The organism is Gammaproteobacteria bacterium (assembly GCA_014075255.1).
Lineage (GTDB): Bacteria > Pseudomonadota > Gammaproteobacteria > UBA4575 > UBA4575 > JABDMD01.
Genome location: CP046178.1, coordinates 807,086 through 833,318, shown reverse-complemented (window position 1 = coordinate 833,318; position 26,233 = coordinate 807,086). Strand labels below are relative to the sequence as shown.

Genomic DNA, 26,233 nt, shown 5'->3' with positions numbered 1-26,233 from the left:
GTAATTTGTTTGAGTGCTAGAGGGTCTTTATTCTGCTAGCTGATTTGATATGAATCAATGAGCAACAGAATGAATAACGATATTATTTTCAAAGAAAACAGAATAATTATTGTAGTCCCAGCGATAGATGGATGGGCTGCCCACAGGTCCTTGTTTAGAACTAGGTTGACCGAAGCTTGTCTCAACTTGAGTCTTGGAAAAGCCGCGAAGGGGCATGCTTGAATTGACAACTACTTGGGCACTGCTTTCCGGTGTCTTCACTACCTGAGCGTTTACCTGTAAGGTTGCCATTGCTAAAAACAGAGTAATAGTTGAACTTATAAAAATTCGCATAGATCTAAGCTGTATGTTGAATATTATATGAATCATATCACTGCCTGCTAATGGCGGGAATGTGTGCTCTAGTAAAGCACGATAATAGTCGAGTTTTAGCGGACTAAAGGATATGGCGCTAGAGATTCATATGAAATTAAAGAGTTTTCAGCTTTGTGTTGAAATCATCATGAGCTTCCTATTTGTATACATGATAAAGCTTACGAATCCTTTAAAATCAATATATTAGATAAATAACTTCAACTGATTTAACTCGCTCAATCTACTTATTATATGTTCCGGCCACTTGAATTTTATATTGGATCTCGCTATTTGCGTGCCAAGCGCCGAAATCATTTTATCTCATTCATTTCTTTCATCTCAGTATTTAGCTTAGCGCTTGGTATTACATTGATCATTACTGTTCTTTCGGTAATGAATGGTTTCCAGTTTGAAATCAAAGACCGCATCTTAAGCATGACAGCGCATGCCACGGTATTAGAACTGGATGGTAAATTACGCGATTGGCCAAAAGTAGAAGAAGCACTTGAAGGTAATGCTGAAATTCAAGGATCAGCGCCCTATGTGCAAGGTCAGGGAATGATTGTGCATGGAAAGCAGGTGACCGGTGCAATGCTAACAGGCATAAATCCGCAACTTGAAACGAAGGTCTCTAAAATTGGAGAACATTTACAAGAGGGTAGCTTGGATATTTTAAAGCCAGGCGAATTTGGAATATTGCTAGGCGGTGATTTGGCAAATTATTTAAATGTCGATATTGGAGAGAAGATAACGGTTATTACACCTGAAGCGACTGTAACGCCTGCAGGAATAATTCCTAAGTTTCGAAGGTTTACGGTAATGGGGACTTATGCGGTTGGTATGCCGCAGTACGATCGCAATACGGCAGCAATCCATATTAGTGATGCTAAGCGTTTATTCCACTTAGGCGATTCGGTAACTGGGTTGCGTTTAAAATTTGAAGACTTATTTGATGCCCAAGAGATCACCTATAAACTTCGTGATCAACTTGGTGGAAAGTATTGGGTTACTGACTGGACCTATCATAATCGCAATTTTTTTCGTGCTTTGAAAATGGAAAAAACCATGATGTTTATCATAACTATCATCATTGTTTTTGTTGCGGCATTTAATATTATCTCGATGCTGGTAATGGTAGTCACAGAAAAGCAAAGTGATATTGCCATTATGCGAACATTGGGTGTATCGCCAAAAAGCATTATGGGAATTTTTGTTGTGCAAGGCACGGTAATAGGGTTGGTGGGCACGCTTTTAGGTGCGTTAGGTGGAGTATTACTGTCTTCGAATCTTGAAAGTATTGTTAGAATGATTGAAAAGATACGCGGCGCTAAATTTCTCTCTCCAGATGTATATCCAATCAGTGATTTCCCATCTGAAATTATTCCAAGTGAAGTCATTGTTATTTGCATTGTCGCTTTCATTATCACGGTTTTTGCTACGATTTACCCCGCCTGGAAAGCAGCGCGAACTCAACCTGCTGAGGCCCTAAGATATGAATAAGAGGTATGGGTAATCTATTATGAGCATAGTGTTGCAATGTGAAAACCTATCTAAGGCTTTTGATAGTGGCCCTGCTCGCGTAGAAGTTTTGAAAAACATTAACTTTAATGTCGAGCAGAAAAGCAGGGTAGCTATAATTGGTGCATCAGGTAGTGGCAAAAGTACTTTAATGCATTTGCTTGGTGGATTAGATGTTCCTAATTCAGGGACGGTAACGGTCTGCGGTGAAGATATGTCGACATTGTCCGATGCAGCACGAGGAAAGTTGCGGAATCAATCTTTAGGATTTATTTATCAGTTTCACCATTTACTTCCGGAGTTTACGGCAATAGAAAATGTTGCAATGCCTTTATTGTTGCGTGATGGATCTATCTCAGATGCAGAGGGGCAAGCCAAAGAAATATTATCAAAAGTAGGTTTATCGAATCGTATATTGCATAAACCTACAGAACTCTCAGGTGGTGAAAGACAGCGAGTAGCGATTGCGCGTGCATTAGTCACGCATCCTAAAGTGATTCTTGCAGATGAGCCTACAGGTAATCTAGACAGTAAAAATGCAATGCACGTGCAGAATGAAATGCTTGAGTTAAATGAAGAGTTAGACACTGCAATTGTAATCGTCACTCACGATTCTCGTATTGCAGAGTCCATGGATGAGATATACACACTAGAAGATGGGCAGCTTGCTAAAATTTGAGAAGTTCTTTGAGTAATAAAACAGACATTCAGTTTGGCGGCTATTGACCCAATGCTAACATTTATGACTCTTACAAATATAATATTTGTCTAATAAAATTTGTATATACCCAATAGAAAACACTGAAGTAGATTGCTTGTAAATAGTTATGAAATAGAACTATTATGTTTGATCTATTTTAGTTGGGATGAATTAGATAAATGATAGTTGCACCACTTCCAAGTAATGAATTTTTACGTTTGCAGTCATTGCAATCGCTAAATATTCTCGATACTCAGCCGGATGAGCGATTCGATTGCATCACACGTTTTGCAGCCGAAGCTTTATCTGTACCCATTTGCTTAGTCAGCCTAGTTGACACAAATCGTCAATGGTTTAAGTCGGTTGTAGGACTAGAGGTAACAGAAACGGCACGAACTTACTCCTTTTGTGCTCATGCCATTCTTAAGGCTAATGCTTGTGATCCAGATTCTCGTATTTTTGAAATTGAAGATGCCTATAAGGATATTCGATTTCATGACAATCCACTTGTGCTGGAGTGCCCTTGGATTCGATCTTATTTAGGATACGTATTGCAGACCAAATCAGGCTTGAATATTGGAACATTGTGCTTGATAGGAATCGAATCAAGAAAATTTACTGATAGTGAAAAGAACTTACTAACCGTACTCGGAAACATGGTTGAGAATATTGTCAACGGATGTCGTTTTTCTGCCGGAATTGAATACGAGCTTAATACATTTATCGATTAAAATATTAGAACGCACGCGAATCAGCTGTTCATCGATTAAAAATGCTTCCACACTTCCCAGAACGTATGGTTGTCTTTCACGTAACTGCGGAGTCCAACTTCACAATTTAGGGATAAAGCTTTATCCATTGCATTATTATAAGTATCGGAATCTTGGCCATCTTCTATAGATTGTAAAGTGGTGACTAAAAACCAGCCTTGCATCTGTAAGATATTAGGATCTTGGTCATTAAGATTGGTAACCGCTACACCATTTTTTTCCATAAGCCCAACCTCTAGAAAATATTTTGATAGTTCGTGCTCAGTCACGAGCAGTATTAATTATAAAATTATTTAGTGAGGTTGCAAATCATAAATAGTGTCAATAAATTGTTGTACAAGTTCTATGTGAATCCATGAGTAAACAAGAGATAAAATATTCTTGAACACAAGTGGTTGGAGATGAGCCGCATTTTCAGAATTCTTGAATATCCGTTTGTGACTGTAAGAGGATATCTGCTATAAATAAATATGATGCATCGTTCATGATGCTACTTATATTCGTACTTACGTGTACTCGCTCATTTATTTCTTTAATTTGCGTAATTTGCGTTTATTCCAAAAGGTAACGACTCGAATACGCCATAACACTCTTGCGGTTATGAAGCCAAATAACGCGGCGGATGTACCCAGGAAAAAGCAACCCATCATAAAGGGGCGCCAGCGCTCACGCAATTCAGTAAATAACCAATTAAAACTCAACTCGAAGTCAAAAGGCTCTAAATGAGTGTCTGTTAGAAATACTCCCGCTTTATAGGCAAGGAAAAAAAGCGGTGGCATTGTTATTGGATTGGTTACCCAAACTAGTGCTGCCGAGATGGGTAAATTGCATCTGAAAATTATCGCGAATCCAGCCGCGATGAGCATTTGGAAGGGCAATGGTATAAATGCGCAAAAAAGCCCTATAGCACAAGCTCCCGCGACAGAGCGTCTGCGCATATGCCATAAGTTCTGGTCATGTATAAAATCTCCGAAAATATTTAAAGATTTATCGTCTTTGATCTTTTGGATTGCGAAGAAATTTTTTAGAAAATCGCGAGGCATTTATGAGTATTTAGGTCTATTTAAGTGATTGAGTTAAAGTATTAAATATATGCATAGATTGGGTGGGTTTGTATATGTTTAAGATCGCAGTCGCATTTACGCTCGGTGTCTGTATTTTAACAGTCTTTGCATCGCTGCCGCACTGGTATTGGATCTTTGGGATTCTACCGGTGATCATAATAGGTGTTAAATATCCTCGTAGTATTCTAGTAGTAAGTATTTTACTCGGTTTTTTTTATGGGCTTTGGTGCACGCCTATCTCAATCTTTATCCGCAGCTTGATAAATCATTGGAAGGTGTCGATATAGAAGTTTCGGGACAGATCATCTCTATCCCTTCCGTTCAAGGTCGTAGCTCAAGGTTCGAATTTTCTATTTATAATTCAAGTACCTCGACAAATGGCGAAACGATATTGCTACCTAAGAAAGTTAGGCTCAATTGGTATGGAAATGTCCCAGCCTTACAATTGGGCGAACATTGGCAGCTAAGAATTCGTTTAAAACGACCGTGGAGCTATGCAAATCCTGGTAGTTTTGATTACGAAAAATGGCTATTTGAACATGGGATACGCGCTACAGGTTATGTGCGTAGTAAAGGCAATAATCAACGAGTTCATGCTACGAGTATTTTAAATCCAACTTATTTTTTGCGTGCAACCTTAAATCAAAAATTAGAACGTACTAAAGGAAAATTTTCTGCCGTTATTAAAGCTTTGGTGCTAGGTGAGCGTGGGCAAATGGATTCACAACGCTGGCAGGTATTAACTCAAACGGGAACAAACCATTTGCTGGCTATTTCAGGCTTACATGTTGGAATAGTTTCTGGATTTATTTATTTTATTGTTCTATTTTTATGGAAGCGAAGTGAAAAACTTTGTTTGTGTGTAGTGGCGCAACGTATTGCTGCGTTAGCTGCGATATTTGCAGCAGTATTCTATGCAATGCTGGCAGGATTTTCGATTCCAACACAGCGCGCCATGATTATGGCGGCTGTTGTATTTCTGTCAGTGTATTCAATGCAGTCTTTGCGTGCGTGGAATATATTATCGATTGCTTTGTTATGTGTGCTCTTATTGGATCCATTTTCGGTATTATCACCTGGGTTTTGGTTATCTTTTTTAGCTGTCTCAATCATTCTCTTTTCAATTAAAGGTAAGCCTTCAAAATCAGTGGGCTGGTACAACCTTGTAAGAATACAGATTGTATTAGGGTTGGGTTTGTTACCTTTAACATTATTATTTTTTCAGCAGGCGTCCTTAATTTCACCTCTGGCAAACTTATTTGCCGTGCCTTGGGTGAGTTTTTTAGTTGTACCAATAGCGCTAACTGGGTCGTTATTTTTGCTTATAAGTGAAACAGTGGGGAGTTGGATTCTAGAGTGTGCAAACATTTTATTAGAAATCTTTTGGGCAGTGCTTGATTTTTTGCATGCCTTGCCTTTTGCTAGCTTGCATCATGCAATACCAATTTGGACAATTATTCCAGCAGTTTTTGGAATTTTACTGTTGCTTTCACCTAAAGGTTGGCCTGGTAAAACGCTAAGTTTGGTTTTGTTAAGCCCATTAGTTTTTGCTCAAGTTGCTGGAATACCTGAAAACGATCTTAGATTAACCACATTAGATGTTGGCCAGGGTTTGTCAGTTGTTTTAGAAATCGGTGATCAAGTGTTGGTATATGACACAGGGCCAAAATTTAGTAGTCGTTTTAATGCAGGTGAGGCTGTGGTGGTTCCTTATTTGCGGCATCGAGGTGTTGATAGTATCGATACCCTGATAGTAAGCCATGGTGATAAAGATCATGCAGGAGGTTTACAAGGGATACTCACGAATATAAATGTTGAGCATTTGCTTGGTAGCCACATTAAGGGCTACCAGCATGATCAAACCAGAATTTGTAAAGCAGGAATGAGTTGGCAGTGGAAGTCGGTTAACTTTCAATTTTTGCATCCGCCTGAAATTACGGAAGATAAAAAAACGCTATCGAGTAATAATAGTTCTTGTGTATTACTTGTGCAGCATCCGTCTGGAAGTGTTTTGCTTGCCGGTGATATTGAGAAGCCAATTGAAAAGCAATTGATTGATGTGCAAGCAGATTTGCTTGATATAGACGTTCTTATTGCACCGCACCATGGTAGTAATACTTCTTCTACCGGTGCATTTATTCGGGCCACCTCGCCAGATTATGTCGTATTTACCACTGGATACCGGAATCCTTATGGTTTTCCCGATGAAAAAGTGGTCTCACGCTACAAAGAGTTTGGTAGCGACTTAGTAAATACGGCTTCTCACGGTATGATTACGTTTAATTTTTCAGATAAAAATGGATTGCAATTACTGCCAGGATATCGTGAAGTGCGACAACGTTTCTGGCATTCTAAGTTCTAGTTTATATTTGGCCGGATCAGGCGTCTAAAATACTGTTAATCTAGGCAAAGTAAAATCTCGAGGAGTTATGCTAAGTGTATGAAATTGTAAAAGCAGGTGGTTGGTTGATGTTGCCAATCATAGCCAGTTCTATTGTTGCTTTGGCGATTATTATTGAGCGTTTCTGGACACTTCAGAAAGAGCGAGTTGCGCCTAAGTATCTAGCTGCAAAAATCTGGCAATGGAGTAAGGAAGGTAAGTTAGACGAAAATCGAATTCTACAGATTCGCAAAAGTTCGCCATTGGGCAGAATACTTGCTTCAGGCTTGATGAATAAAAATTATGACCGCGAAGTCATGAAAGAGAGCATCGAGGAAACGGGTCGACATGTTGCTCATGAATTAATGCGCTTTTTAAATACACTGGGTACGATTGCTGCTATTTCGCCTTTGCTTGGTCTTCTGGGGACTGTAATAGGCATGATCCAAGTGTTCAGTGTAATTACGAGTGTAGGAGTAGGAGATCCTGGTGAGTTAGCAGGTGGTATATCCAAGGCATTAATTACGACTGCTACAGGACTTAGTGTAGCCATTCCCAGTTTGATCTTTGTCCGTTATTTCAGAAGAAGGTTAGATACCTTAGTGGTAGGTATGGAAGAGGAAGCCATAAAATTGGTCGAGGTGATGCATGGTCAACGCAAGGCTAGCTCATAATTATTTTTTGCATAAATAACGATCAAAAATGAATTTTACTCGCGCCGAAGAAGATCGCTTAGATGTGAATATCACACCTCTCATAGATGTGGTGTTTTTGCTGTTGATCTTTTTTATGGTGACCACCACTTTCAATCAACAAGCAGAATTAAGAGTTGATTTGCCCGAAGCCTCCTCAGAGGAGCAAGCACTAGAGGTGATTCCGATAGAGATAACGATTGATCCTGCGGGTGCTTATTACGTTAATGGTCAAAGTCTTGCGAATAACAATGCCGTAACACTTCTTCAATCGCTACAAAAAATAATAGCAGACGATAAAGATAAAAACGTTATCATCAGAGCAGATGCTACTACTCCACATCAGGCAGTAGTGACTGCAATGGATGCCGTAGCAAAAGCAGGTGTGTCAAAATTATCGATTGCGACTTCTAAACCTAAATAATCAAATTCAAACAGCATAATGGCCGAGCAAGCCTCTAATCTACCTAAGCAATCAGGTTGGCAAATATACCGCCGACTTCTAAGTTATTCCTTATCTAAATGGCAATATTTGTTATTAGGTTCTATAGCATTGATGTTTCTATCTGGCATGGAGGCATTAATGGTCTATTTGCTGGGTCCATTTATTGATAGTTCGTTTGTTGAAAAAAACTATGAAGAAATAAAATGGATACCTGTTGCGTTACTGGCTATTTTTATTCTTAGAGGCATCGCAAATTTTGTTGGTACCTATTTAATAGGATTTGTAGGAGCGTTTGTAACCAAAACACTTCGCCAGCAAATGTTCGAGCGTGCTCAATTTCTACCAACAAATTATTTTGATCATCAAGCAACGGGCACTTTGTTATCTAAATTTTCCTACGATGTAGAGCAGATTATTGGTGCAGCGGTTAAAAGTTTGCGCAGTTTGGTTGAAGATGTCTTTAAAGTAATTTTTCTTTTAGCCGTAATGTTTATCAATAACTGGAAGCTGGCATTAATGTTTTTAATCGTCGTTCCTTTAATTGCCGTAATTGTTGGTTATACCAGTAAGCTATTTAGAAAATTCAGTACTAAAATGCAAAAGTCTGTAGGCAAGATAACGCATATTGTCGAAGAAAGCATAATCGGCCATCGGATTGTAAAAATATTTGGTGGGCAGCAATACGAAATTGATAAATTTGAGCGTGCGAATGAGCGTTATCGTCGCAATAGTATGCGAAAGATAACAACTAAAGCGGCTAGCACACCGATTATTCATACCTTAGTAGGTTTTGTATTGGTTGCCGTATTAGCAATAGCTGCAAGACCGGAAATTGCAACAGAGGAAACTGCTGGTGGATTTGTAAGTTTTATCATTGCAATGATTGCAATTTTAACGCCAGCAAAAAAACTAACTTTACTGAATGAGATTTTACAAACTGGAATAGCAGCCGGCTTAAGCGTATTTGAATTAATTGATTCTGAGAAAGAAAAAGACACAGCAAGCAAAATAATGTCTAGTTGCAAGGGTAGCGTTGAATATAATAACGTATGCTTCAAATATACTTCTCGTGAAACTAAAGCATTAGAGCATATTAATTTAACGGTTCAGTCAGGTGAAACCGTTGCTTTTGTAGGAAAATCAGGCAGTGGAAAAACTACTATTGTGAATTTGTTGCCGAGGTTTTACGACATTGATTCCGGTTCAATAGCCATTGATGGCGTGAATACTATAGATCTTAGTTTGGCGTCTTTGCGTGATCAGATCGCAATCGTAAATCAAGATGTGATTCTTTTTAATGATACTATCGCGAATAATATAGCCTATGCACAAAACATAGATGCTCAAGATAAGCGTGTAACAGAAGCTGCAGGAGCCGCACGGGTATTAGAATTTACCGATAAACTACCTGATAAGTTAAATACGTTAGTAGGTGAAAATGGCGTGTTGCTATCTGGCGGCCAACGCCAACGGATTGCCATTGCAAGAGCATTATTGAAAGATGCGCCGATCTTGATTATGGATGAAGCTACATCTTCGTTAGATACAGAGTCAGAACAGTACATTCAGAAGGCTTTAGAGTTACTGCAAAAAGATCGCACTACGCTGGTAATTGCGCATCGTCTATCAACTATTGAAAAAGCAGATCGAATCGTTGTAATGGATAAGGGTTCTATTGTTGAGATCGGTAGTCATAATGAGCTGCTGCAGAAAGACGAAGCTTATGCTTCACTGTATAAGATGCAGATCAGTGAACCAGGTTTGACAGTTAACGCATAGCGTTAAATGCATAAATTATAAGTTTTTAGATAATCTTGATTTGATAATCGACATCGAAAAACTTTGGTATTCAAAAAATATTCTATCTATATTTTTATTGCCACTATCGTGGTTATTCCAGCTAGTCTCATTTTTTAGGCGTTCGTTTTATAAAATATTTCGTTCTAAAGCAGATCTAATTGATTCTTGCATAATAGTAGTTGGAAATATTACAGTTGGTGGCGTAGGTAAAACACCGTTTGTTGCCCATCTCGCACGGTGTTGTAAAGATAAAGGCTTGAGGGTAGGTGTTGTTGCGCGTGGTTATGGGCGCACTGATGAATCTTCTTTAATTGAAGTGTTAAACGATAGTGATGCGGTTGAAGTGGGCGATGAAGCCTTGATGCTTAAACAACAAATTTCGTGCCCGATTGCGGTAGCGGCAGATCGCACTAAGGCAGCGATGTACTTAAATGATAAATATGATCTTGATGTGATTATTTCTGACGATGGTCTGCAACATTATAATTTAGCTCGTAATTATGAAATTGTAGTGGTTGATGGCGAACGTCTATTTGGTAACGGCAGGTGCTTACCAGCAGGGCCATTGCGCGAACCAATTTCAAGATTAAATACGGTAGATCTTGTTATTAGCAATGGTGAAAATGCTCTATATGAATATCAGTACACTGTTAGTTATAGTGAATTTGTATCACTAACAAGTGCTGATGTAAAAAAGTCATTTGAAGATTTTGCTAATGTAAAAGTGCATGCGGTTGCAGGAATAGGCAGTCCTAAGAGGTTTTTTGCTGTACTAGAGAAAGCGGATCTAGATATAATTCCACATGTGTTTACTGATCATTACACATATAAACAAGCAGATATAGAATTTAATGATAACTTACCTATTATCATGACCGAGAAAGATGCCGTAAAATGCAGGGAGTTCAATACAGAAAATGCATGGTATTTGCCAATGACTATACAGTCTAATGAAAAACTTGGTGGCCGTATTTCAAAATTATTAGAGGAAATAAACTAATGGATATGCAATTGTTAGATATCTTAGTGTGCCCAGTTACAAAAGGGCCGCTTAAATATGATAAAGATGCGCAAGAATTGGTTTCTACTTCAGCGCGTCTCGCTTATCCGGTGCGAGATGGAATACCCGTTATGCTGGAAGATGAAGCGCGTTCTATTTCGGAAGGTGAGTATGAGAAATACAAAGCCATGTAATGTGGGTTGGAAATAATAAATAAGTGAATTTCAAAGTAGTTATTCCTGCACGTTATGCCTCAACACGTTTGCCAGGCAAAGCATTATTAACCCTCAATGATAAGCCTATCGTGCAACATGTGTATGAAAATGCATGTGCAAGTGGTGCTGAAGAAGTCATTATTGCTACAGATGATCAGCGAATAGTTGACGCTGCAGAAAAATTTAATGCAAATATCTGTTTAACATCAGATAAACATACTTCAGGTACAGATCGAATTGCAGAAGTTGCAAAGTTAAACGGTTGGGGTGATGAGATTGCAATCGTTAATATTCAAGGCGACGAACCGCAAATGCCAGCGCAAAATATAAAACAAGTTGCGCAAAATCTGCTTACTCATGAGCAATCAAGTATGACTACTTTATGTAGACCTGTTGCCGAAGATCAAAATTTTGCTAATCCAAATGTTGTAAAGGTAATGTTTGATGAGAATAATTATGCATTAAACTTTAGTAGAGATATCACTAAACTTAATTGCAAAAATCCAAATATCGATAAAAAAGATATTTTTAGGCATTTAGGTATTTATGCATATAGTGTTGGTTTTTTAAACCTCTTTACTGGGCTCCCACTGTCTTCTTTCGAAATAAAAGAGTCATTAGAGCAGCTTAGAGCATTGCAAAACGGTTATAAGATTCATGTTGAAGTGTCTAAGCAACCAGCAGGGATTGGTGTGGATACCGAAGAAGATTATGTTGAGCTGCTAAAGTCTATTTAAGTAAGTTCATGCAGTGGAAAATTAAACAACGTAAGCGCAATTACGATGGACATTTTAAAGTGGATCAACTTGTTGTCGAGCATGAATTATTTGCAGGTGGGTTTAGTAAAGCGTTAACGCGAGAACAGGTTTCCCGGCAAAATGCGGTAGCCGTGCTGCCTTATGATCCTATACGAGACGAAGTGGTTTTAGTTGAGCAATTTAGAGTGGGTGCAGTGGGCGATGAAAACCCTTGGCTTATGGAAATCATTGCAGGTTTAGTGGAAGAAGGTGAAGACTATGAAGAAGTTGCGCATAGAGAGGCGCTTGAAGAAGCGAATTGTAAGCTAGAGGATCTACAGCATGTAGCCTCATTCTTTCCTACCCCGGGTGGGTTCTCTGAGCTCTCTCATGTATATATAGGAAAAACGGATTCTGCTGGATTAGAAGGACTGTGTGGTTTAGAAGAAGAGGGCGAAGATATACGTGTACACGTTGTGCCATCTGCAACCGCAATTGAGATGCTACACCAAGGAAAATTGCGTTCCGCAATCCCAATGATCGCAATGTATAACTTTATACAACTTAAAGATGAGTTGCAGAAAAAGTGGTCTAACTGAAAAAATTATTCTAAATCTACTTTGATATATATTTCACTGCGTATAGAACTAGAATTACGAGAAGTACTAAGGATTCCACCGTCTTTAGATTTAGCATCGGTATCTACGCCACCAATTTGCACCCATTCACCCAGTCTGGTTTCTAATGTGGTGTCGACTTCTTGAACATCTACAGTGCCACTGCGTTCTTCGTTAATGGTTCGGTAATGAGGTTGTACATGCAATGAGACTCTGTTATTTCCAGTTAGTCTAGGAGTTATATAGAAGCCGCTAGTTACATCTTGGTAGTCAACACTATCGTAAACTGATACTCCGTAGCGATGTTTAATAATAGTACGATGTTCATAAGGGCGAATTTCACCTGCGGCTATGAACGCCTGGCCACCTTCGATTACACGTATCATATGTTCCGTGTCGCGGTCAGTACTATTTCTATTGCTATTGATTCGTACTTTAGTCCCTTTATCCTTAGGAGGTCGATCTCCGACAACCACCTTTACATCATCACCAATATCGTAATTCCCAGAGGTATTAAAGTCGGTAGATTTAGATGCGGAGTCTAAATTATTGCGTACCTTGATCACTAAGTTTCGAGGTGCTTTGTCCATAACTTGAAGTAAACGTGTTACTTCTTCTAATGTTTTAGCATCCGTTCTTAAGAAAAGTTGAAAGCCTGTACCAGTTATTGCATCACTTGGTTTTAGCATCGGTTTAATTACGGGAATAATTTCATCTGCAGGGCGATTTTTTAAATCAATTATTTGCAATGGATCATTCTGGCCAGCTAAAGAAATGCATGGTATCAACAGAGGTACTAGAATAAGTAAAGTCCAAATATATTTTGGTGTAGAATTTATTAAATACATAACCTTCTAACCTCTGCCTCTTGTTGGCTGAGTTCCCAAATATTTTTAAAGGTTTCCATCATCTCTTTAGACTTATCAGGATCATTAAAGTTTACTTCCGCATCGTATAGATCAGACTTTAGATTGTGGATATAGCCCGTCGAATCGGCAATAAGATAGCTTTGATTGAATTGTGTGTAGTCGTTGCAGATTGTGCGAATTTGAATTTTTGAAGAAACACGCTGACTTAGGGTTAAAATGCGATGGTTATTTTTAACGATGAGGTCGGTATCGTGAACAAGAATTCTGATATTTGAAGCCTTGGTACGACGAATGAACTCAGAAGCATGGTCTATAAATTTTGCATTATTAAAAATGGTAGGATCGAGATGTCGGCTAATAATAGCTACCTGATTTTGGGCGGCCGAAAGCAGCTTCAAGATAGCATCTTGATTTGACTGTCTTGTTTCCACATGCATGCTTTCGCCGGTAACGCCGAGCATGAAGTTTTTGAAAAAATTGTCTTTTGAGATCCCCATATATATTAGTTCTTAATTTTTAGTTGTTATGTGTTAATAGCTCCAAATCGGTTAAATTATAAACCAGCAGCTCGATAATCTCACCGCAAATGGCTTTTTAACGATAATGGCTTATGGAACTATGAGTTATCTTCTTAATCCAATCTAATTATGGGGTAAGATTGCCAAACATATTCGGAATTTTGCGGCTAATCGCGTATAGTGCCTTGAAAATTCGCGCTTGAAAAATATAAATTCCCCAGTAAAATTTCCCGCCGAGTGAATGAGGGGTACATCTCCTCGTTATAGCAGTATCTAGAACATGATTAAAATAAAAAATCTAAGCAAAAAATTTGGACATTTGACTGCTGTTGAAGATGTATCTTTCGATGTGCAACCTGGTGAAGTGCTTGGCTTTCTCGGGCCGAATGGTGCTGGTAAATCCACAACTATGAAAATGATTACAGGATTTCTAGCTCCTACAACGGGAAGCGTTGAGGTTTGCGGGTTTGATGTCAGCGAAAAACCAATTGAAGCAAAAAAACGTATTGGCTATCTACCTGAAGGCGCGCCAAGTTATGGAGAAATGACTCCCGCTCAGTACTTGGAATTTATCGCACAAGTTCGTCAGCTTTCGGGTCAGTATAAGATTGATCGAAATAAAGAAGTCATACAGCGCTTACATTTAGATAAGGTGCTTAATCAATCCATCGACACTTTATCAAAAGGTTTTAAAAGAAGAGTAGGGTTAGCTCAAGCTATCATGCATGATCCGGATGTGCTGATTTTAGATGAGCCTACCGATGGGCTAGACCCCAATCAAAAGTTTGAAGTGCGCGAACTGATTAAAAGTATTGCGCCAGATAAAGTAATCATTATTTCTACACATATCCTGTCTGAAGTGGATGCGATCTGTTCACGGGCCATTATTATTGCAGATGGAAAAGTGTTAGCCGATGACACACCGGAAGGGCTGCGCAATAAATCTAGCAGTGACAAGATGGACGATATTTTTCGCGAAATTACCAGTGGACATATTTCTTAAAACCATACTTCATCAGATAAGACATCATGAGAAATATAATTACTATTTTTAAAAGAGAGCTGGGCAGCTACTTTGCGACTCCAGTGGCTTATGTATTTATTGTTATCTTTTTGATCATGAGTGGCGCGATGACATTTTACTTAGGCAGCTTGTATGAGCGTGGTCAAGCTGATTTAAGTCCATTCTTTCAATATCATCCTTGGTTATATTTATTTCTTGTACCTGCAATCGGTATGCGTTTATGGGCAGAAGAACGAAAAAGCGGAAGTATTGAGCTGCTTATGACTTTGCCGATATCGGTAGGCGAATCAGTGATTGGTAAATATTTAGCTGCATGGATGTTTATCGGTATCGCATTGGTACTAACATTCCCTATTTGGCTCACCATTAACTACTTAGGTAATCCAGATAACGGTGTAATTCTTGCAGCGTATCTTGGAAGCTTTCTAATGGCGGGTGGGTTTCTTGCAATTGGTTCATGTATATCGGCGATGACAAAAAATCAGGTTATTGCTTTTATAATTACCGTGGTCATTTGTTTCTTATTTTTGTTGGCGGGTTCTCCGTTAGTGCTTAATTTCTTTAAAGCCTGGATGCCACAAAATATTGTTGATGCAATTTCGTCACTCAGTTTTTTGACACATTACGCATCACTAGCAAAAGGGGTTATCGATCTACGCGATGTAATTTATTTCGTATCATTAATTGGATTTTGGTTATACGCCAACACCATCATTGTAGAAATGAAAAAAGCAGACTAAGCATATGGCATCCCAAATAGTAAGCAAGAAAACAAAATCATTTACAGTTATTGGTCTGCTAGTGCTAATTGTATTGTTCCTGGTTGTGAACATGGTGAGCAGTACTCTGTTTACTAATACACGCATCGATCTTACTGAAAACGAACTTTTTACATTAACCGATGGTACTCGGAATATTATTAAGAGTATTGAAGAGCCGGTTACCATGTATTTATTTTATTCAGATAAGGCCAGTAAAGATGTTCCGCAGCTGCGTACCTATGCCACCCGTGTTAAAGAATTATTAAAAGAATACGAACAGCTTTCTAACGGCAATATAGCTCTCAATATTGTAGATCCGTTACCGTTTTCAGAGGAAGAAGACCAAGCTGGTTCGTTTGGCCTACAAGCTATTCCAGTCGGTGCAACCGGTGAAAATATGTATTTTGGGTTAGCGGCGAGTAATGCGGTTGGAGATGTCGAAGTGTTGCCGTTTTTCCAGCCACAGCGCGAACAGTTTTTAGAATACGATGTTAGCAAGCTACTCACTACACTATCTAATCCTAAGAAGACCGTAGTAGGTATTATTACTCAGCTTCCAATTTTTGGCGGCTTTGACATGGAAACTACTCAAATGACTAAGGCCTGGGCTATCGTGGCTCAAATGAGGCAGTTATTTGAAGTGAAGCAGCTTGATGTGACTACTGACTTAATTGATGCGGATGTAGACATATTGATGGTTGTGCACCCAAAGAATATCACGGTGCCCACACAGTACGCGATTGATCAATTTGTAATGCGCGGCGGTAAAGCGATTTTCTTTGTAGACCCTCATTCTGAAGTAGATATACCTGTTAAACAGCAAGATTCACCTTTAGAAGTAGAGGGTGGTCGTACTTCTAGCTTGAAAACATTATTTGATGCTTGGGGAATCGATTTCGATGCAAGCAAAGTGGTTTTAGATAGAAAGTATGCTTTGACTGTGGGTGGTGCGCATAATGGACAATCACGGCACTATGGTTTATTGGCCGTCACAAATGAAGACATCGATGCTGACGATGTAATTTCTTCAGAGTTGGAAGTTATCAGTGCTGGCGTATCCGGCTTTATCAAAGCGAAAGAGGGTGTGGATATAAATATAACCCCTATCGTAACCTCTAGTGATGATTCAACCTTAATTGAAGCCTCCAGGTTTCGATTTCTTCCAGACTTAAATCAATTGAGCAATGGTTTTGAGCCAACAGGCGAGAAATATATTTTGTCAGCAAGAATAGAAGGCAAACTGAATTCTGCATTTGAAACTAGGCCTGCTATGTCGGGTGCTAAGAAAGTTGATGAATCTAAATATGGTGAGCATTTAGTAAGCGTCGAAGATGAAGCGAATTTAATTGTAGTGGCCGATACTGACATGCTTAGTGATCGCATGTGGGTTCAAGTGCAGGAATTCTTTGGTGAGCAAATCTTTAATTCTTGGGCGAATAATGGCGACTTGATTATTAATGCGATCGATAATCTTACCGGTAGCACAGACTTAATCAGTATTCGTGGTCGTGAAACTTCTACTCGGCCTTTTGTGGTGGTGAATGATTTGCGTTTAGCTGCTGATAAAAAATTTAGATCAACGGAAGAAGTGCTACAGGCTAAGCTTACTGAAACAGAAGCAAAATTGGTTGAGCTGCAAAAAGTACGTGATGATAGTAATGAATTGGAACTGTCTGCAGAACAAGAGGAAGAAATAATCAGATTTCAGCAAGATAAATTTAAAGTTCGTAAAGAGCTTAGACAAGTTCGACATAATCTGGATCTAGATATAGAAAAACTTGGTTCAAAATTAAAATTTATAAATATTGGATTAGTGCCTATTGTTATATCAATTTTGGCACTAATATTATCTTTTATTAGATCACGAAAAAGAAAACGTGCTCTAGGGGTATGAGGTCGTATTTAGCTTCGAGTCTTCTAGTTAGTCAGTTATGAAATCAAAAACTCTGCTCTTATTATTAGGCGCTTTAGCTATCGGTGTAATAGCTTATTACTTCAACTCGGATCCGATTCAACAATCGGCTGATGCGAATACTCATCTTATTCCTGATTTAGTAGATAACTTAAACAGTGTTAGTAAGTTTGCGGTTACAGAGTCTGGCGGTGTGCTACTTTCAGAAGTAAGCAAGTCGGAGAATGGTTGGGTAGTGGATAATCGTGATGGCTATCAAGCAAATATTGCAGCAGTGCGTCTTATGCTTACCGGCCTTGCCGATGCAAAATTAGCGGAAGCAAAAACATCTAATCCTGATAATTACAGCAAGCTTGGAGTTGAAGACGTTAGTCATATAAAGGCACAAGGTGTTTTGTTCACACTTGAAGGCTTAGATGGGGTAAACGATATTATCTTTGGCAACAATGGCAGTAGTGGTAAAAATACACAGTATGTTCGCCGAAAAGACGGCCAACAGAGTTGGCTGATCAATAAAAAATTAAATATCAAACGTGCTGTAACGGATTGGTTGCAAAAAGATATTCTAGATATTCCACCAGAAAGAATAAAGTCTGTTCAAATACAACATCCGGATAGTGAAATTGTAAACATTGCCAATGATGGCGAAGAGGAATATGAATATACACTAGATGCCTCGATTCCTGAGGATATGAGTTTATCAGAATCAGAAATCTATCAAGTTGCAAATGCTTTATCTTCTTTGCAACTTCGTGATGTGGCGACATTCTCAACACTTAATACCGAATCTATCGTTCCAGTCGTAACGATATTTAAAACTTTTGATGGCTTGACCATAACCACTAAAGCGTACACATTAGAAATTGATAAATACTTCACTGTAGAAGTAGAGTTTTCAGCTGCTGATGTAGATCTAAATATTGTAAATAACGAGAATCAAACAGAATCCACCTCGGATTCTGCTCTAAAGTCTGACCCTAAAGCAGCAGCAGAATTAGCTGAAAAATCTAAGCAAAGATTAAATGGATGGGCGTATCTATTCCCAAATATTACACAAGATGCATTAACTAAGAAGTTAGATAATTTCTTTATACCTAAAGAAGCAGGCTAAAAGAAGCAAACTAGTCAGAATCTTTTGCTAATTTACTAGCAATCCCTACATAGTTCGAAGCTGTCAGCTTCTGCAATTGGTTTTTATCTTCTTCAGGCAAGTCTAAAGAAGTAATAAATGCTGCCAGTTTCTCGATATCCAATTTTTGTCCACGTGTAAGTTCTTTAAGCTTCTCATAAGCACCAGATACCTTGTTTTTACGCATTACAGTCTGGATAGGTTCTGCTAAGATCTCAATATTCTTGTTCAAATCAATATCTAGCTGATCTATGTTGATTTCTAATTTAGAAAGTCCTTTCAACAAAGATTGATAGGCGATTTCACAATGTGCAGCTGCAACACCTAAGTTGCGCAATACAGTAGAATCACTTAAGTCACGTTGCCATCTTGAAATAGGTAGCTTTGCAGAAAAATGATTGAGCATTGCGTTAGCAATGCCTAAATTTCCTTCGGCATTTTCAAAATCAATTGGGTTCACTTTATGCGGCATCGTTGAGGATCCCACTTCATCTTTAACTACTTTTTGCTTGAAGTATTCAATTGCAATGTAAGACCAAGTATCTCTGCTGAAGTCTATTAATATAGTGTTAATCCTGCATAAAGCATCCGCATATTCAGCAATGTAGTCATGTGGTTCAATTTGAGTTGTGTATGGGTTGGAAGTTAAACCCAATGATGCAATCATTTTTGCAGACAGCGTTTCCCAGTCCACAAAGGGGTAGGCAATCATATGGGCATTATAGTTGCCTACTGCGCCATTTATTTTGCCTAAAATATTTACTGATCTAAAGGTACTGAACTGACTATTGATGCGTGCATAAACATTGGCAAATTCTTTACCCATGGTGGAGGGGGTTGCAGGTTGTCCATGTGTGCGCGAAAGAATTGAAATATCAGCATATTCTTTTGCACGGTTATTAACGTCTTCTAAAATCTTTTTTAAACTCGGAATCAGTACGTCATCTCGCATATCGCTTAGCATCAATCCATAGGCTAAGTTATTAATATCTTCCGAGGTGCATGCAAAATGAATAAATTCTGATGCTTCGGCCAACTCTGTTTGGTCAGCTATTTTTTCTTTTAAATAATATTCTACTGCCTTCACGTCATGATTGGTGGTGGCTTCAATTTCTTTAACACGCGTGGCTTCTTCTGGGGAAAAATTAACGACAATTTGATCTAAAAATATACTGGCTTCTTCAGAAAGAAACGGCAGCTCAGAAATGTCTGGTCGTTCGGCTAAGTGTTTGAGCCACGCAATTTCGACAATAACGCGATATTTTATAAGGCCATATTCGCTGGCGATGCTCTTTAGATTTTCGGTTTTATTTGCATATCGCCCATCAACAGGTGAGATATTCGTAAGCGGGTTAGAATTCATTAGTGTTTTTCTTTAAATCAGATTAATTAGAGGTTATTAATACATGTTGGAGTACATCGAAACCAACAAAATACACCTTTCTGTAGGTGCACTTTACACCATTCTGTAGGTACACTTTGTACCATTCTGAGGTCACAAAATACACTATTTTGCCATGAGCCGATAAACGCAAGATCTACAAATTATTTGGAACTATAAAGAGAAATAAGATGAGTGAAAATTTCCGCACTGAAAAGGACAGCATGGGTGAACTAAAAGTACCAGCAGACGCACTTTACGGCGCGCAAACACAAAGAGCTGTAGAAAACTTCCCCATTAGTGGTTTGGTCATGCCTAGACAATTTATACGCGCATTAGGATTAATTAAGACTGCATGTGCCGGAGCGAATACCGAGTTAGGATTAATGTCTAAGGATGTGGAGTCCTGTGTTAAAAAAGCCTCGATGAGTGTCGCGAGCGGTGATTACGACGGGCAATTTCCCATTGATGTTTTTCAAACCGGTTCTGGCACCAGTACCAATATGAATGCCAACGAGGTAATTGCCCACCTTGCTAATTCAGTTGGCGAAGTTGAAATACATCCGAATGACCACGTTAACATGAGTCAGAGTTCGAATGATGTTATTCCTACTGCGATTCATGTTAGTGCATGTTTGCAAATAGAAGAAGAGCTCAAGCCAGCGCTAGCTCACTTATTCAGCACATTAAAAAATAAAGCACACGAATGCGAAAAATTAGTTAAAACCGGTCGCACCCATTTAATGGATGCCATGCCTGTCACGATGGGCCAAGAAATCAATGCATGGGCGCAACAAATAGAATATTCAATTGAGCGCATTGATGATTCGTTAGATCGTTTGCGCCAACTGGCACAAGGTGGCACTGCAGTGGGTAGTGGGATTAATGCTGATGAAAAGTTTGGAGAGTTAGTTGCAAAAGAACTAACTGAGTTAACTAACGTAAAATTTTCATCCAAAGCGAATAAATTCGAAGGGTTAGCAACACAAGACTCTGCTGTAGAAATGAGTGGTCAGCTAAAAGCATTGGCAGTGAGCTTGATGAAAATTTCTAACGACCTACGTTGGATGAACTCGGGACCATTAGCAGGCTTGGGTGAAATTGCGCTGCCTGCATTGCAACCTGGAAGCAGTATCATGCCAGGTAAAGTAAACCCAGTAATACCTGAAGCGGTAGCTATGGTAAGCACACAAGTCATTGGTAACGACACCACTATCACCATGGCGGGTCAGTCGGGTATTTTTCAATTAAACGTAATGTTGCCTGTCATTGGCTTTAACCTTTTGCAAAGCATTCAGCTATTAAGCAATTCTTGTAAGGTGTTAGCAGACAAAGCCATTAAAGGCTTTACAGTTAATGAAGATAATTTAAATGATGCACTTTCTAAGAATCCTATTTTAGTAACTGCAATGAACCGAGTCATTGGTTATGAAAAAGGTGCGGCAATAGCTAAAGAAGCCTACAAGTCTGGAAGACCAGTATTTGATGTGGCCAAAGAAATGACTGATTTGAGTGATGAGAAAATTAAGAAACTCTTAGACCCGGCTGCATTAACGAAAGGCGGAATCCACGAGGCTTAAAACAAACACATAATGAACGTTATGCACAACTGGCAAAATTATGCTTTGTCCGTTGTGGTGTGCGCAGCAATTTTAATTATTATCTACGCCACGCAAAGACTTCTGCAGGTAAAAGATCTTCAAGAAGATAATAAAACTTTAAATGGGCTCATTCTTGTGGCCTTTGTTTTAATCGCTCTCTTTGTAGCATTTCTACTTCTAATTCTTACCAGCCCATTAGAGCCAGTTCATTATTTTTTAGCATTTAGTGCATACATTACTGCGGTCTTTATTAGGCTGACAGCCAAATCAAGCTTTGAGCTTGCCGTTAACCTAACAAAGTCAGAGACATTAGAGCATTACTATGCCACACATGATGATTTAACCGGTTTGTCTAACTTAACCTTTTTTAATGAACAATTAGAGAAAACACTCAATGTCTCCCGCAGAGAAGATGACGAATTAGCATTGCTCATCATCGGTTTAAATCGTTTTAAAGTCATTAATGAAACATTAGGCTATTTTGTGGGTGATGCAATATTGCAAGAAATATCGAGTCGTATACGCGCTTCCTTAAGGAAAACAGATTTAATCGCACGTTTGGGCGGTGATGAATTTGCAGTGTTAATAAATCCAGTTACTGATCAAGACCATATTCATGCTATTGCTAAGAACATAGCGGAATCCGTACAAGTACCGCTTGCAGTGGAAGGTAAGCCTACGGACGTGGGAGTTTCTATTGGTGTGTCGGTATACCCTAAAAATGCTCAAAACAGTATAGAACTAATAGAAAAAGCCAGAAACTCACTCATAGCAGCAGAAAAGAGCGGTGAGTCCGTAGTCATGTATAACTCTGAAACTGCAGATGAGCACTTAGAAGACATTCAAATTATTGGCATGCTGCAGCGTGCCATTCAAGAAGAGCAATTAACGATCTTATACCAGCCTCAAGTACGTTTAAGCGATAAAAATCTCATCTCAGCAGAAGCCTTAATTCGTTGGCAACATCCTAACTACGGGTTATTGGATCCAGGTAGGTTTATTCCATATGCAGAAAAAACAGGTCTCATTTACGAAATAAATCTTTGGTTACTTAAAAATGTAAGTAATTTGTTGATTGAATGGAATGAAAAAGACATTAATCTACCCATTGCAATGAATATTACTGCGCATGGATTCTTGAATAAAGATTTTCAGCAAGCGTTAAAATCGCTGATCAAAAAACATTCTTGGCTTCCGAGAATGCTCAAAATAGAGCTAACTGAAACGTCTAGTATCGATAATGTTGATGAAATTCGTGGTTCAATGCTTGCATATAAAAAATTAGGGTTATCATTTAGTTTGGATGATTATGGAACTAAGCATGCATCATTAGAATATTTAAAGAGATTGCCTTTTGATGAATTAAAAATCGATCAATCCTTTATGGTCAATGCTGCAACAGATGAGGACAGCAGGGCTATCATTCAGCATGCAAAAGAAATTGCTCAACAATTGAAGTTAACCACTACTGCAGAAGGTATTGAAAGTGAAGAAGTGTTCGGAATTGCAAAAGACTATGGTATAAAAAATGGCCAAGGGTACTATTTTAGCTCTGCAATTCTAGCGGATGAGTTAATAAGTATTGTTAGGACAAATTGATTATGAGAAACGCAATTATTTTCACCTTATTACTTACCGGTGGCTGTTCTTCGGAAAAGGTAGAAGAATTTGCATTTATGAAGACTATGGAATATCAATTAAATGAAGATTGTGGCGAAAATGACGAATGCTTAGATGCAGTGAAGCAGCAGATTAAACAATGCATGATAGAGAGCGATTGGAGAAGTTATATGGACAGCAATGAAGACGAAGAAGAAATGATGCGCTTTATTGGTGAATTCTTTCCTTGTTTTAAGGATCTTGATGGTAATTCATATTTCAATCAATAATAAAAAGAGGTCGGAGTCTTTTTCTACTAATCTTTAAATTCATTAAATCTAATTGGCTTTTTTCACCCGAATTCTACTTCCATCTACATCGGTATAATTAAGATTTACCATAGCTGCTTTGGCTTCACCCATTTTTGGCATTTCTACAAAGCCAAATCCTTTAGAAGTGCCTGTCTCCTCATCTATTATTAGCGAGCAAGATTGTAGGGTGCCATAAACTTCAAACATTTCTCTAAGTTTGGCTTCTGTGGTGGTGCGTGCAAGGTTTCGGACAAGTAGTTTCATTGGTGTATTCTACGACACTTTTATTCTTACAACGGTCATTATTTCCATTTCCATGCCGGCTACATTTTCACTATTTGCATAATAAGTGAGGTTTACTCGCTGACCTTGTAGATTTTTGTATTTTTTTTTGCGCTTGTATTTAAAAGGTGCATCACAGCCATCGATCATTAAGGTATTCAGAAACCATCCATCACTTTCTCTTTGCACATGTGAATCAACTTTCATCATATCGGTATGAGTCAACTTCTCATGTTTTTTTATAAGTTTTTCAGGTTCTCGGTTTTTCATAGCTGAACGCGGATAAGTTTGGTGCGGTCTTGTATCGATTATTATACAGTCATATTTTGATCAACATCGCACTTGTTAATAAAATTCAACTTATCTCGCTTATCAGTCATAATGCTTTTCCAATTATTTGATAAGACTCTTTCCACTTTGTTGCAGCGTGCCCACGAAATTTTAAAAACCACTTTTGGTTTTCAAGAATATCGCCCTTCTCAAGAGAATATTATCGATGCCTTGCTGCAAGGTGAAGATGCATTGGTATTAATGCCTACCGGTGGGGGTAAATCACTGTGTTATCAAATTCCAGCATTAGTGCGCGATGGAACGGGTATTGTGGTGTCACCGCTGATAGCCTTAATGCAAGATCAGGTGGATGCGCTTAAACAGCTAGGTGTGAAGGCGGCATATTTGAATTCAAGTCTTGGATATCATGACGCTACCGCAGTTGAGCAAGAATTAGTCAACGGTGAGTTGGATATTCTCTATGTTGCACCTGAGCGTTTATTAACCGAAAGAATGATGAGACTGTTGGATAATGCCCGATTGTCTTTGTTTGCTATTGATGAGGCACATTGTGTGTCGCAATGGGGACATGACTTTAGGCCTGAATACCAACGCCTGAAATCCATTCATACTCGCTATCCTGATGTGCCCAGAATTGCCTTAACCGCTACTGCCGATCAGCGCACCCGTGAAGAGATTATTTCACAACTGCAATTAGAACAAGCCAAAATCTTTATCGACAGTTTTGATCGACCCAATATTCATTATGCGATAAATGATGGTGCGAACACTAAACAGCGTTTGTGGACCTTCCTTTCGCAGAATCATGCAGATGATGCAGGTATTGTCTATTGTTTATCACGTAAAAAAGTAGATTCTGTTGCGGAATGGTTAACAGATCAAGGCAGAGTGGCATTGCCATACCATGCAGGCTTATCTAGCGAGGTGCGACAAGAGAACCAACGCCGCTTCTTGCGAGAAGAAGGAGTGATTATTGTTGCAACGATTGCGTTTGGAATGGGTATTGATAAACCGGATGTTCGTTTTGTTGCACATCTTAATCTACCCAAGAGCATTGAAGCCTACTATCAAGAAACCGGGCGTGCAGGCAGGGATGGTTTGCCAGCCAATGCGTGGATGGCATATGGCTTGAAAGATGTTATTACCTTACGGCAGTTCAGCCAAAATTCGAATGCTAACGATACTCATAAACGGGTAGAGTATCATAAGCTGGAAGCAATGTTAGGTTTGTGTGAGTTAGTCAGTTGTCGTCGGCAGGCATTATTGGAATATTTTGATGAAGCAGTAAGTGCAATATGTGGCAACTGTGATAACTGTCTGCATCCTCCTCAAAAGTGGGAGGCGACGGAAGCTACGCAAATGGCATTATCTTGTGTGTATCGCACTGAACAACGTTTTGGTGTGAATTACATTGTAGAAATCTTACTTGGTAAAGAAAATGACCGTATTCAACGCAATGGGCATGATCAACTGAGCACTTATGGAATAGGTAAAGAGTTCTCCACTGCTGAATGGCGCGTGATGATGCGTCAATTGATTGCGCTAGGGTATTTAGAAATTGATATTGAGCGACATGGTGCATTGCGATTAACCGAGAAATGTAGACCATTGTTACGTGGCGAACTGAGCTTGCAGTTGCGCAAGATGGAAAAACAAGAAAAGCAAGTTTCGGGCAAAAAAGGAAAGCAGACCGTTCGACCCCAAGACGAAGCATTGTGGGATGCATTACGCTCTCTCAGAATGTCGCTAGCAGAAAAAGCGGGTGTGCCTCCTTATGTAATATTCCATGATTCAACATTGCAAGAAATGTTAAAAGAACGTCCGCTGACATTAAGTGCTATGAGTGATATTACTGGTGTGGGTGAGCAGAAACTTACACGTTTTGGAAAACAATTTATTAAAGAGATATCGAAATACCCTCTGTCAGAGTTATTAGATAACAATTTGTCGCAAACGGTAAATGAAACACTGATGCTTTATCAGCAAGGTAAAAGCATAGATCAGATCACTAAGGAACGTCAGTTAACCAGCACAACGGTGTACACACATTTATCCGCTGCAATTGAAACAGGTTTGTTAGACGTCAAAGAGGTGCTTGAATTAGATGAGCAAAAATACGATGAAATCGTCTTTGCTATTGAATCATTTGGAGAGGATAAAGAAAAACGTTTAAAACCTGTCTTTGAGGCATTGGAAGGTGTTTATGATTACGGGCTGCTACGATGCGTGCAAGCTTCTATCTAACACTAAATAAAACAAAAAA

The 26,233-nt window shown here is 38.9% G+C and carries 27 protein-coding genes; 19 read left to right on the top strand and 8 right to left on the bottom strand.

Features of this window, described 5'->3' with window-relative positions:
- Positions 1-54: 54 nt before the first annotated feature.
- Entirely contained in the window at positions 55-291 is a 237-nt protein-coding gene (locus GKR92_04260; GenBank protein QMU60950.1) for a hypothetical protein, read from the bottom strand.
- A 315-nt stretch (positions 292-606) separates the two neighbouring features.
- On the opposite strand from GKR92_04260, the gene GKR92_04255 reads away from it, so the two are divergent.
- The 3 genes from GKR92_04255 (at position 607) to GKR92_04245 (ending at position 3,303) form a co-directional block, all read left to right on the top strand.
- Entirely contained in the window at positions 607-1,854 is a 1,248-nt protein-coding gene (locus GKR92_04255) for a lipoprotein-releasing ABC transporter permease subunit (protein QMU60949.1), read from the top strand.
- Positions 1,855-1,873: 19 nt separating this feature from the next.
- Positions 1,874-2,551: a lipoprotein-releasing ABC transporter ATP-binding protein LolD gene (gene lolD / locus GKR92_04250; GenBank protein ID QMU60948.1), complete on the top strand. Its 678-nt coding sequence runs from the start codon at positions 1,874-1,876 to the stop codon at positions 2,549-2,551.
- A 200-nt stretch (positions 2,552-2,751) separates the two neighbouring features.
- Positions 2,752-3,303, top strand: coding sequence for a GAF domain-containing protein (locus GKR92_04245; GenBank protein ID QMU60947.1), 552 nt, complete (start codon positions 2,752-2,754; stop codon positions 3,301-3,303).
- Between the two features lie 35 nt (positions 3,304-3,338).
- Here GKR92_04245 and GKR92_04240 read toward each other — a convergent pair whose 3' ends face one another.
- Together GKR92_04240 and GKR92_04235 are read right to left on the bottom strand one after the other, a co-directional pair.
- Positions 3,339-3,611, bottom strand: a complete 273-nt coding sequence (locus tag GKR92_04240; protein QMU60946.1) for a hypothetical protein — start codon at positions 3,609-3,611, stop codon at positions 3,339-3,341.
- A gap of 255 nt (positions 3,612-3,866) precedes the next feature.
- On the bottom strand, positions 3,867-4,385 hold the full coding sequence (locus GKR92_04235) for a DUF2062 domain-containing protein (GenBank protein QMU60945.1): 519 nt from the start codon (positions 4,383-4,385) through the stop codon (positions 3,867-3,869).
- Between the two features lie 244 nt (positions 4,386-4,629).
- On the opposite strand from GKR92_04235, the gene GKR92_04230 reads away from it, so the two are divergent.
- From GKR92_04230 to GKR92_04195, 8 genes are all read left to right on the top strand, one after another.
- Positions 4,630-6,768 (top strand): DNA internalization-related competence protein ComEC/Rec2, encoded by a 2,139-nt coding sequence (locus GKR92_04230; GenBank protein QMU60944.1) that lies wholly within the window; start codon positions 4,630-4,632, stop codon positions 6,766-6,768.
- Positions 6,769-6,875: 107 nt separating this feature from the next.
- Complete coding sequence (locus GKR92_04225; protein ID QMU62708.1) at positions 6,876-7,460, top strand: MotA/TolQ/ExbB proton channel family protein; 585 nt, start codon at positions 6,876-6,878, stop codon at positions 7,458-7,460.
- A 28-nt stretch (positions 7,461-7,488) separates the two neighbouring features.
- Positions 7,489-7,902: a biopolymer transporter ExbD gene (locus tag GKR92_04220; GenBank protein QMU60943.1), complete on the top strand. Its 414-nt coding sequence runs from the start codon at positions 7,489-7,491 to the stop codon at positions 7,900-7,902.
- Between the two features lie 18 nt (positions 7,903-7,920).
- Positions 7,921-9,702: a lipid A export permease/ATP-binding protein MsbA gene (gene msbA / locus GKR92_04215; GenBank protein QMU60942.1), complete on the top strand. Its 1,782-nt coding sequence runs from the start codon at positions 7,921-7,923 to the stop codon at positions 9,700-9,702.
- 10 nt (positions 9,703-9,712) lie between these two features.
- Positions 9,713-10,723 (top strand): tetraacyldisaccharide 4'-kinase, encoded by a 1,011-nt coding sequence (locus GKR92_04210; protein QMU60941.1) that lies wholly within the window; start codon positions 9,713-9,715, stop codon positions 10,721-10,723.
- Positions 10,723-10,917 carry a Trm112 family protein gene (locus tag GKR92_04205; protein ID QMU60940.1) on the top strand — a complete coding sequence of 65 codons (195 nt, stop codon included), beginning with the start codon at positions 10,723-10,725 and terminating at the stop codon, positions 10,915-10,917. Before GKR92_04210 ends, GKR92_04205 begins: the two co-directional genes overlap by 1 nt.
- A gap of 23 nt (positions 10,918-10,940) precedes the next feature.
- Positions 10,941-11,675: a 3-deoxy-manno-octulosonate cytidylyltransferase gene (gene kdsB, locus GKR92_04200; GenBank protein ID QMU60939.1), complete on the top strand. Its 735-nt coding sequence runs from the start codon at positions 10,941-10,943 to the stop codon at positions 11,673-11,675.
- Positions 11,676-11,683: 8 nt separating this feature from the next.
- Positions 11,684-12,274, top strand: coding sequence for an NUDIX domain-containing protein (locus GKR92_04195; protein ID QMU60938.1), 591 nt, complete (start codon positions 11,684-11,686; stop codon positions 12,272-12,274).
- Positions 12,275-12,279: 5 nt separating this feature from the next.
- Here the strand turns inward: GKR92_04195 and GKR92_04190 are convergent, their stop codons facing one another.
- Both GKR92_04190 and GKR92_04185 read right to left on the bottom strand, forming a co-directional pair.
- On the bottom strand, positions 12,280-13,140 hold the full coding sequence (locus tag GKR92_04190; protein QMU60937.1) for a hypothetical protein: 861 nt from the start codon (positions 13,138-13,140) through the stop codon (positions 12,280-12,282).
- Complete coding sequence (locus tag GKR92_04185; GenBank protein ID QMU60936.1) at positions 13,131-13,622, bottom strand: hypothetical protein; 492 nt, start codon at positions 13,620-13,622, stop codon at positions 13,131-13,133. The genes GKR92_04190 and GKR92_04185 overlap by 10 nt, the downstream gene beginning before the upstream one ends.
- A 337-nt stretch (positions 13,623-13,959) precedes the next feature.
- On the opposite strand from GKR92_04185, the gene GKR92_04180 reads away from it, so the two are divergent.
- The 4 genes from GKR92_04180 to GKR92_04165 are packed head-to-tail and all read left to right on the top strand — an operon-like array spanning position 13,960 to position 18,487.
- Positions 13,960-14,682, top strand: a complete 723-nt coding sequence (locus tag GKR92_04180; GenBank protein QMU60935.1) for an ATP-binding cassette domain-containing protein — start codon at positions 13,960-13,962, stop codon at positions 14,680-14,682.
- Positions 14,683-14,708: 26 nt separating this feature from the next.
- Positions 14,709-15,443 carry an ABC transporter permease subunit gene (locus GKR92_04175; protein QMU60934.1) on the top strand — a complete coding sequence of 245 codons (735 nt, stop codon included), beginning with the start codon at positions 14,709-14,711 and terminating at the stop codon, positions 15,441-15,443.
- 4 nt (positions 15,444-15,447) lie between these two features.
- A complete protein-coding gene (locus GKR92_04170; protein QMU60933.1) occupies positions 15,448-17,358 on the top strand; it encodes a hypothetical protein in 1,911 nt (636 codons plus the stop codon).
- Positions 17,359-17,395: 37 nt separating this feature from the next.
- Positions 17,396-18,487: a DUF4340 domain-containing protein gene (locus tag GKR92_04165; GenBank protein QMU60932.1), complete on the top strand. Its 1,092-nt coding sequence runs from the start codon at positions 17,396-17,398 to the stop codon at positions 18,485-18,487.
- Between the two features lie 10 nt (positions 18,488-18,497).
- On the opposite strand, the gene purB is transcribed toward GKR92_04165, so the two are convergent.
- Entirely contained in the window at positions 18,498-19,868 is a 1,371-nt protein-coding gene (gene purB / locus GKR92_04160) for an adenylosuccinate lyase (GenBank protein QMU60931.1), read from the bottom strand.
- 209 nt (positions 19,869-20,077) lie between these two features.
- On the opposite strand from purB, the gene GKR92_04155 reads away from it, so the two are divergent.
- Genes GKR92_04155 through GKR92_04145 form a run of 3 tightly spaced genes read left to right on the top strand, consistent with a single transcriptional unit; the run spans position 20,078 to position 23,376 of the window.
- Positions 20,078-21,466 (top strand): aspartate ammonia-lyase, encoded by a 1,389-nt coding sequence (locus GKR92_04155; GenBank protein QMU60930.1) that lies wholly within the window; start codon positions 20,078-20,080, stop codon positions 21,464-21,466.
- A gap of 12 nt (positions 21,467-21,478) precedes the next feature.
- On the top strand, positions 21,479-23,086 hold the full coding sequence (locus GKR92_04150) for an EAL domain-containing protein (GenBank protein QMU60929.1): 1,608 nt from the start codon (positions 21,479-21,481) through the stop codon (positions 23,084-23,086).
- A gap of 2 nt (positions 23,087-23,088) precedes the next feature.
- On the top strand, positions 23,089-23,376 hold the full coding sequence (locus GKR92_04145; GenBank protein ID QMU60928.1) for a hypothetical protein: 288 nt from the start codon (positions 23,089-23,091) through the stop codon (positions 23,374-23,376).
- A gap of 48 nt (positions 23,377-23,424) precedes the next feature.
- On the opposite strand, the gene GKR92_04140 is transcribed toward GKR92_04145, so the two are convergent.
- Both GKR92_04140 and GKR92_04135 read right to left on the bottom strand, forming a co-directional pair.
- Positions 23,425-23,661 carry an RNA-binding protein gene (locus GKR92_04140; protein QMU60927.1) on the bottom strand — a complete coding sequence of 79 codons (237 nt, stop codon included), beginning with the start codon at positions 23,659-23,661 and terminating at the stop codon, positions 23,425-23,427.
- Between the two features lie 9 nt (positions 23,662-23,670).
- Entirely contained in the window at positions 23,671-23,949 is a 279-nt protein-coding gene (locus tag GKR92_04135; protein QMU60926.1) for a hypothetical protein, read from the bottom strand.
- Positions 23,950-24,099: 150 nt separating this feature from the next.
- Between GKR92_04135 and recQ the strand changes: the two genes are divergently transcribed.
- Positions 24,100-26,214, top strand: coding sequence for a DNA helicase RecQ (recQ, locus tag GKR92_04130; protein QMU62707.1), 2,115 nt, complete (start codon positions 24,100-24,102; stop codon positions 26,212-26,214).
- Positions 26,215-26,233 lie beyond the last annotated feature (19 nt).